The following is a 6,308-nucleotide window of genomic DNA, read 5'->3' as shown; positions in this document are numbered from 1 at the left end:
GCAGAGATGTCCGCCGCATGAGGGACATGTGCGTGGTGGCCGGCAGCACGGCCAACTGAGCCTCGGGGATCAGGCGTTGCATCTCCGCCGCGTGCTCCACCCGTACGAAGTCGTGATCACCGACGAGCAGCAGCGTGGGCGCGCTCAGTCCGCGCAGGTCGTCGGCGGTCCAGGGCAGCGGGGCGTGCGCCCCCGCCGAGACCTTGGCGAGGAAGTCCTGGAAGTGCTCGGGGTCGGGTGCGACGGCCGCGTACGTGTCGGCCATCTCCTGGAAGTCGGCCTGACTGGGCAGCCGGGGCGAGCTGTAGTCCGGGACGCGCACCTCCTCGTGGACCCCGTCCTGGGTGTACATGGTGGCGGCGAGCGCGAGCCGTCCGACGCGCTCCGGGTGCCGGACGGCGATCTCCAGCGCGGTCAGCCCGCCCAGGCTGAACCCGAGGAAGTCGGCCTGCTGGACGCCCAGTTCGTCGAGCAGTGCCACCACGTCCAAGGCCAGGTCCGGCACCGTCAGCGCACGGTCGGTGTCAGCGGTGTGGCCGTGCCCCTGCAGTTCGGGAGCCACGACATGCCGGCCGGCGGCCAGGGCGGGCAGTACGGCGGAGAAGGCGAGGCCGACCGTCTGGGCGCCGCCGTGCAGCAGCACCAGCGGACGGCTCCCGACAGGGGCGTCGCCGTGGGTCTCGTAGTACATCTCCAGGCCGTTGACCTTGGCGTGGGCGGAACTGGTCGGCACGGTCATCACTTCCGTTCTGCGGGAGCCGTATGGGAGGAAGACCTTGCGCGGACGCGGAAGTCATCGGTGCCCAGCCGACTCGTCACTCAGCCGTACTCGTCGGGAAGCCGCATCGCCGGGCCGCCGACCTGGAGCCCGAGCGGGGTCGCGCGGCCCTTCGGCTCCTCCCACGCCTCCTGACGGCCGAGGGCGGTGAGGTCGAGGTGGGGATAGCCGTTGTGGAACTCCTCGATGCCCCGGCCGAAGGTGGAGTAGGTGTGGAAGACCTCGTCGCCGACCCGCAGGAAGGCGCTGATCCCCGGCCAGTCGCCGCGCATGCTCGGCGACCAGGGCGTCCCCGCGTCGGCGAGCTCGGCCTCGGAGCGGTGGAAGATCTGTACCGGTGCGACCCGCTCGTCGACCGTCGCGTGGAAGTCGTAGTTGAAGTCGCCGCCCGCCGAGGAGTACCAGGGGAACGACCAGCCCATCCGCTCCCGGAACGCGGCGAGTTTCGCGTACGGCGCCCTCGTCACCGCGGCCAGCGAGGTGTTGCGGACATGGAGTTGCCGCAGGTTGCCGATCTGGTCGGCCGCGGAGGAACAGCTGGGGCAGCCGGTGTCGCGGGGGTGCTCGGTGCCGTCGGCGTCGAGGTCGAAGGTCCACATGAAGTGATGGACGACCAACTGGGCCCGCCCCTCGAAGAGTTCGAGCAGGCTCACCTCGCCGTGCGGACCTTCGAAGACGTACGGCTTCTCGACGCGGACCATCGGCAGCCGCCGCCGGGCGGCGTTGACCCGGTCCCGCGCCCGGGTGACCTCCTTCTCCTCGGCCAGCAGCTCCTTGCGGGCGCGGAGCCACTCCTCGCGTGAGACCACCTCGGGCAGATGCGCCATCGCCGTCATCTCGATCCTCCCAACCACTCCTGCCACCTGCCGGGCACGGGGACACGGGTCCTCTGTCCAGCTTGCGCCCGACGCGGACACGAGGCGAGCGTGCCTGCCTAGAGCGCCACCACCCGCCCGCTGCGCCCCTGAAGCCGGACCGAGGCCAGGGTGGCGCAGACCAGGGCCACGGCGAAGAGCGTGCCGCAGGCCACGGCGGCGGTGCGGTCGTCGCCCGCGAGAGCGGCGCGCAGGCCGTGGGCGGCCCAGTAGCCGGGGGAGACCGGGGCCACGTCCGCCACCCACGCCGGCAGGACGCTGAGGGGGACTAGCGCGCCGCCGACGCTGCTGAGGAGCATGCCGCCGATGTCGTAGGCCGCCGAGAGCTCGCCCATGGTGCGCACCAGCACGCCGAGCAGCGCCCCGAGCGCGAGCAGCGTGCAGCTCCAGCTGAACAGGACCGCCAGCAGCAGGAACGGATGCGGGACCCGCAGCCCGAACACGCACGCACCGAAGCCGACGATCAGGAGCTGCTGGGCGAGCAGGGCGGTGAGGACCGGGACGGCCTTGCCCAGGAGCAGCTCCGCCGGGTGCAGTGGCGTGCCGCGCAGCCGGTCCCAGGTGCGGCCGAGCCGCTCGGTGAGGATCGCGTTGCCGGAGATGCTGAGCGCGAGCAGCGAGAAGGTGACCAGCGTGCCGACGACAGCTTGTTCGGTCCCGGCCGTGCTGCCCTGCGCGGACAGGTAGAGCGGACGCAGCAGGGTCATGAAGACCAGCGGCATGATCATCCGGCTCAGCAGCGGGCCGGGTTCGCGCAGCATCAGCAGCGCGTTGTGGCGTACCAGGGCGCCGAGGCGGGTGGCGGACTCACGCGGCGGCGTCATGGGCCCGCGTCCCCTCGAGCGCTGCGGTTTCCAGGGAGTGGTAGAGGTCGTCCAGGCCGGGGCGGTGTACGTCGACGGAGGCGGGCGTACGGCCGGAGGCCAGCAGGACGGCCAGGTCGGCGCCGGGATCCGTGGTCGACATTCGCAGTTCGGGTTCCGCCGGGTCGGCGAAGGTGACCCTGAGCTCGCCGGGCAGGTGGCGGGTGAGCTCCTGCTGGGTGCCGCGTGCGATGATCCGGCCCGCCCGCGCGATCGCCAACGTGGCGTCCAGGTCGACGAGTTCGGGGAGATAGTGGGTCGTGTAGACCACGGCGACACCTGTCTCGGCCCGCGCCCTGACGGCCGCCAGCAGCGCCGAGCGGGTCTCCGGATCGGCTCCGGCGGTCGGCTCGTCCAGCAGCAGAAGGGGCGGGGAGCCGACCATCGCGGTGGCCGCCTGGACCCGGCGACGCTGCCCGCCGGACAGCACGCCCACCGGCCGGTGCGCGAGGGCCGACAACTGAAGCTCCTCCAGGACCCGCCCGATCCCCGCCTCGCGGCGCCGGCCGCGCAGCCCGGCAAGTCCGGCGAACAGCCGCAGGTTCTCCCGCACCGTGACGCCGCCGTACAGGGCCAACTCCTGAGGAGCCACCCCGATGAGCCGTCGCGCGGCCCGCCCTTCGGCCAACGCGTCGTACGGCCCGATGCGGATCCGGCCCGCGTCAGGGAGCAGGAGACCGGCGACGATCTCCACGAAGGTGGTCTTGCCTGCTCCGTTGTGACCGATGAGGCCGACGATCTCGCCGGGCTCGACCGTCAGATCGAAGCCGTCGAGTGCGCGAAGACGGCCATGACACTTCACCAACCCGCCCGCTACGAGCATCCTTCCCCCTCATGTCTACGGCGTATACGTCTACACTGTAGACCCATGGGTGGCAGGCGGGAAGAGATCCTGGACGCGGCACTGGACATCGCCGACGAGCGCGGCCTGGAGGCGCTGTCGATGCGTGCGCTCGCCGACCGGGTCGGTGTCACGCCGATGGCGCTGTACCGGCACGTCAAGGACAAGGCGGCACTGCTGGACGGGATGGTCGGACGACTGCTGTCCGCACTGCTGCCGTCGGACACGGTGGCGGAACAGGCCTGGGACGAACGGCTGAACACCCTCGCCCACGCGTGCCGGAAGGTCACCCAGCGTCATCCCTGGGCCGCTCACCTGCTCTTCTCGCGCCCCGCGGTCACACCGGACGCCGTGCGAGCGGTGGACATCATCTACCTGGCCCTGATCGAGGCCGGGGTCCCGGACCCGGAGGTGCCCCGCCTCGAGCGGCTGATCAGCACGTTCGTGATCGGCTTCGCCGCCTCTGAAGCCTCGGGCCGCTTCGCCCCCGGTGCCCTCGACCCGCGCAGCCGCCGCGGCCAACTCCCGGACAGCGAACTCCCCGGCCACAGCGGTCTCGGGCCCTGGCTGGACCTTCCCGTCGACCTCAACGCGGAGTTCGAGGCCGATCTGTCGGACATCCGGCGACTGGTGGAGGGGGCCGCCCGGGGAGAGGGGTGAGGTGGGTACGGCCGGTGGCAGGAGCACCACCGAGGCCGTCGACCACTCCGCCCCTCACGCCTGAGCGGTCAACTCCCCGCCGTTCGCCGGAGTTCGGCGAGAGTCAGTACGTTGCCGCCGATGCCCCAGCCGCCGTCGGTGACCTCCTCGACGAGGACGAGGGTGGTGGCGCGGGCACGTTCGCCGTAGATGTCCACGTAGAGCTCAGTGGTGCGGGTGATGATCTGTTCCTTCTGCTCCTCGGTGAGGGTGCCGGCGGGGACCTTGAAGTTCGCGAACGGCATGCGCTGCTCCATCTGCGTCTGCGGGGTGTGTCTGCGGGTGGCGGCTGTGCGGACCGAAGCCGTCGGCCGGGCCTGCCGCCGCACACCACCCTCGCCCGCTGCCGCACGCACAGCCAGGGCTGCGTCCACCCTGGGGTCGGCATCCCCTGGCTCCGCCTCCGTGTCCCGCGTGATGATGGGCGGATGAACCTTGCCGAACTCGCCGCGTTTCTGCGATCCCGGCGCGACCGCGTGCGGCCCTCCGACGTGGGACTGCCCACCGGGCCTCGGCGCCGGGTCCCCGGCCTGCGGCGTGAGGAGGTCGCGCAGCTGGCCGGTCTGTCGGCGGACTACTACACCGAACTCGAGCGCGGAGGTGACGTGCAGCCCTCCGCGCAGGTGCTGGCCGCGCTCGTACGGGCGCTTCGGCTCGGCGGCGACGAACGCGACCACCTCTTCCACCTCGCCGACCGACCCGTTCCCACGGTGGCCCGCGGCTCGAACGCTCATGCCCAGCCGGCCCTGCTCGGCCTGCTCGACCGGCTCACCACGACGCCCGCGCAGATCATCACCGACCTGCACGAGACGCTCGTCCAGAACGAACTCGCTGTCGCGCTGGTCGGCCGTGCTCCCACGCGCCGTGGGGCGGCCGGAAGCTTCGTCCACCGCTGGTTCACCGACCCCGGCTCCCGCACCGTCTATCCCACCGAGGACCACCCACAGCACTCCCGGGCCTTCGTCGCCGACCTCCGGGCCGTCGCCGCCCGGCGCGGTCGCGACACGGAAGTCGCCGGGATGGTGTCCGATCTGCGGCGGCGCAGCGAGGAGTTCGCCACACTGTGGGACATCCACGACGTCGCGCTGCGGCGGACCGACCACAAACGCCTCGTCCACCCCACGCTGGGAGTCGTCGAAGTCGACTGCCACACCCTGTTCAGCGAGGACGGACGCCAGCGCCTGCTGTGGTTCAGCGCCCCGCCCGGCACCGAGGGTGCCGCCCAGCTGGAACTGCTCTCCGTCATCGGCACCCAGGACATGACCGCCGACGACGAGACCGCGCCCGGCTACCGGTGACCGAAACCGTCGTGCCGCAGGGCAACCTGTTGCCTGGCCGTACGTCAACTGCAAGTCAGACGGCCTCTGCGGCGCCGATATCGCGAAGGACCGTCTCGAGTCGGCCTGTGGGGACGAGCCCGTCGATGACCTTGACGATCGACGACACCCCCCCGTCGCGGACGATGAGACCGTCGTACCCGTCGTGCCTGGCCCGGCAAAAGGGACTGTCCCACATGCAGCACGGCGAGAGTCGCCGGCCCGCGGCGCTCAGCCGCCGCGACGTACCTGGGCCGCCCTCCGGGCCTCCGCGAGCTTGCGGGCCTCGTCGGCCTTGCGGGACTTGCCGCCGGTGCCGCGGGAGGCGTCCTTGCTGGTGCCGAGGCCGCGGAAGGGGGCGTTGGTGTTCTTGGGCCGCGGCACGGCGGGGCCTCGGTCGAGCGGGGTGCCGGAGGGGGCCTTGGCCCCGGTGATCCGGCTCAGCTCCGCCTCGCCCGAGCGCACCTTGGTGACGGTCGGCTCGATGCCGGCCTCGGCCATCACCCGGCTCGTCTCGCGGCGCTGGCCCGACAGCACCAAGGTGACGACCTTTCCGGACTCACCCGCCCGGGCGGTACGCCCCGCGCGGTGCAGATAGTCCTTGGGGTCGGTGGGCGGATCGACGTTGACGACGAGGTCGAGGTCGTCGATGTGCAGGCCCCGGGCCGCGACGTTGGTGGCGACCAGGACGGTCACCTGGCCGTCCTTGAACTGCGCGAGGGTACGGGTGCGCTGCGGCTGGGACTTGCCGCTGTGCAGGGCCGCGGCGTGCACTCCGCCGGCCCGCAGATGCCGGGTGAGCTGGTCGACGCCGTGCTTGGTGTCGAGGAACAGCAGCACGCGGCCGTCACGGGCGGCGATCTCCGTGGTGACGGCGTACCGGTCGGGGCCGTGGACGACCAGGACATGGTGATCGCTCGTCGAGACGGCGCCTGC

General features: G+C 71.8%; 8 protein-coding genes. 2 read left to right on the top strand and 6 right to left on the bottom strand.

The features are described from left to right. From JF597_RS01540 to JF597_RS01525, 4 genes are all read right to left on the bottom strand, one after another. On the bottom strand, positions 1–739 hold a 739-nt coding region (locus JF597_RS01540; protein ID WP_293987511.1), incomplete at its 3' end, for an alpha/beta hydrolase. An 80-nt stretch (positions 740–819) separates the two neighbouring features. Then, a complete protein-coding gene (locus tag JF597_RS01535) occupies positions 820–1,614 on the bottom strand; it encodes a DUF899 domain-containing protein (protein ID WP_293987514.1) in 795 nt (264 codons plus the stop codon). 98 nt (positions 1,615–1,712) lie between these two features. Then, positions 1,713–2,477, bottom strand: coding sequence for an ABC transporter permease (locus tag JF597_RS01530; protein ID WP_293987509.1), 765 nt, complete (start codon positions 2,475–2,477; stop codon positions 1,713–1,715). Beyond that, positions 2,461–3,339 (bottom strand): ABC transporter ATP-binding protein, encoded by an 879-nt coding sequence (locus JF597_RS01525; RefSeq protein WP_293987507.1) that lies wholly within the window; start codon positions 3,337–3,339, stop codon positions 2,461–2,463. Before JF597_RS01525 ends, JF597_RS01530 begins: the two co-directional genes overlap by 17 nt. Positions 3,340–3,384: 45 nt before the next feature. Between JF597_RS01525 and JF597_RS01520 the strand changes: the two genes are divergently transcribed. After that, positions 3,385–4,017 (top strand): TetR/AcrR family transcriptional regulator, encoded by a 633-nt coding sequence (locus tag JF597_RS01520; RefSeq protein ID WP_293987505.1) that lies wholly within the window; start codon positions 3,385–3,387, stop codon positions 4,015–4,017. A 68-nt stretch (positions 4,018–4,085) separates the two neighbouring features. On the opposite strand, the gene JF597_RS01515 is transcribed toward JF597_RS01520, so the two are convergent. Continuing rightward, positions 4,086–4,301, bottom strand: a complete 216-nt coding sequence (locus tag JF597_RS01515; RefSeq protein WP_069758390.1) for a 4-oxalocrotonate tautomerase family protein — start codon at positions 4,299–4,301, stop codon at positions 4,086–4,088. Positions 4,302–4,484: 183 nt separating this feature from the next. Between JF597_RS01515 and JF597_RS01510 the strand changes: the two genes are divergently transcribed. Beyond that, positions 4,485–5,354 (top strand): helix-turn-helix transcriptional regulator, encoded by an 870-nt coding sequence (locus JF597_RS01510; RefSeq protein ID WP_293987501.1) that lies wholly within the window; start codon positions 4,485–4,487, stop codon positions 5,352–5,354. 249 nt (positions 5,355–5,603) lie between these two features. Here JF597_RS01510 and JF597_RS01505 read toward each other — a convergent pair. Beyond that, positions 5,604–6,308 (bottom strand): C-terminal helicase domain-containing protein (locus JF597_RS01505; protein ID WP_293987498.1); only part of this gene is annotated, 705 nt, incomplete at its 5' end.

This window comes from Streptomyces sp. (assembly GCF_019510245.1).
Taxonomy (GTDB): Bacteria; Actinomycetota; Actinomycetes; order Streptomycetales; family Streptomycetaceae; genus Streptomyces.
Note: the sequence above shows the minus strand (reverse complement) of the source record. Positions and strands in the feature narration are given on the sequence as shown.

What these genes read in the sequence shown, in the direction of transcription:
- JF597_RS01535 (WP_293987514.1), bottom strand. Translation starts at nt 1,614, where the DNA reads ATGACGGCGATGGCGCATCTGCCCGAGGTGGTCTCACGCGAGGAGTGG.
- JF597_RS01530 (WP_293987509.1), bottom strand. Translation starts at nt 2,477, where the DNA reads ATGACGCCGCCGCGTGAGTCCGCCACCCGCCTCGGCGCCCTGGTACGC.
- JF597_RS01525 (WP_293987507.1), bottom strand. Translation starts at nt 3,339, where the DNA reads ATGCTCGTAGCGGGCGGGTTGGTGAAGTGTCATGGCCGTCTTCGCGCA.
- JF597_RS01520 (WP_293987505.1), top strand. Translation starts at nt 3,385, where the DNA reads ATGGGTGGCAGGCGGGAAGAGATCCTGGACGCGGCACTGGACATCGCC.
- JF597_RS01515 (WP_069758390.1), bottom strand. Translation starts at nt 4,301, where the DNA reads ATGCCGTTCGCGAACTTCAAGGTCCCCGCCGGCACCCTCACCGAGGAG.
- JF597_RS01510 (WP_293987501.1), top strand. Translation starts at nt 4,485, where the DNA reads ATGAACCTTGCCGAACTCGCCGCGTTTCTGCGATCCCGGCGCGACCGC.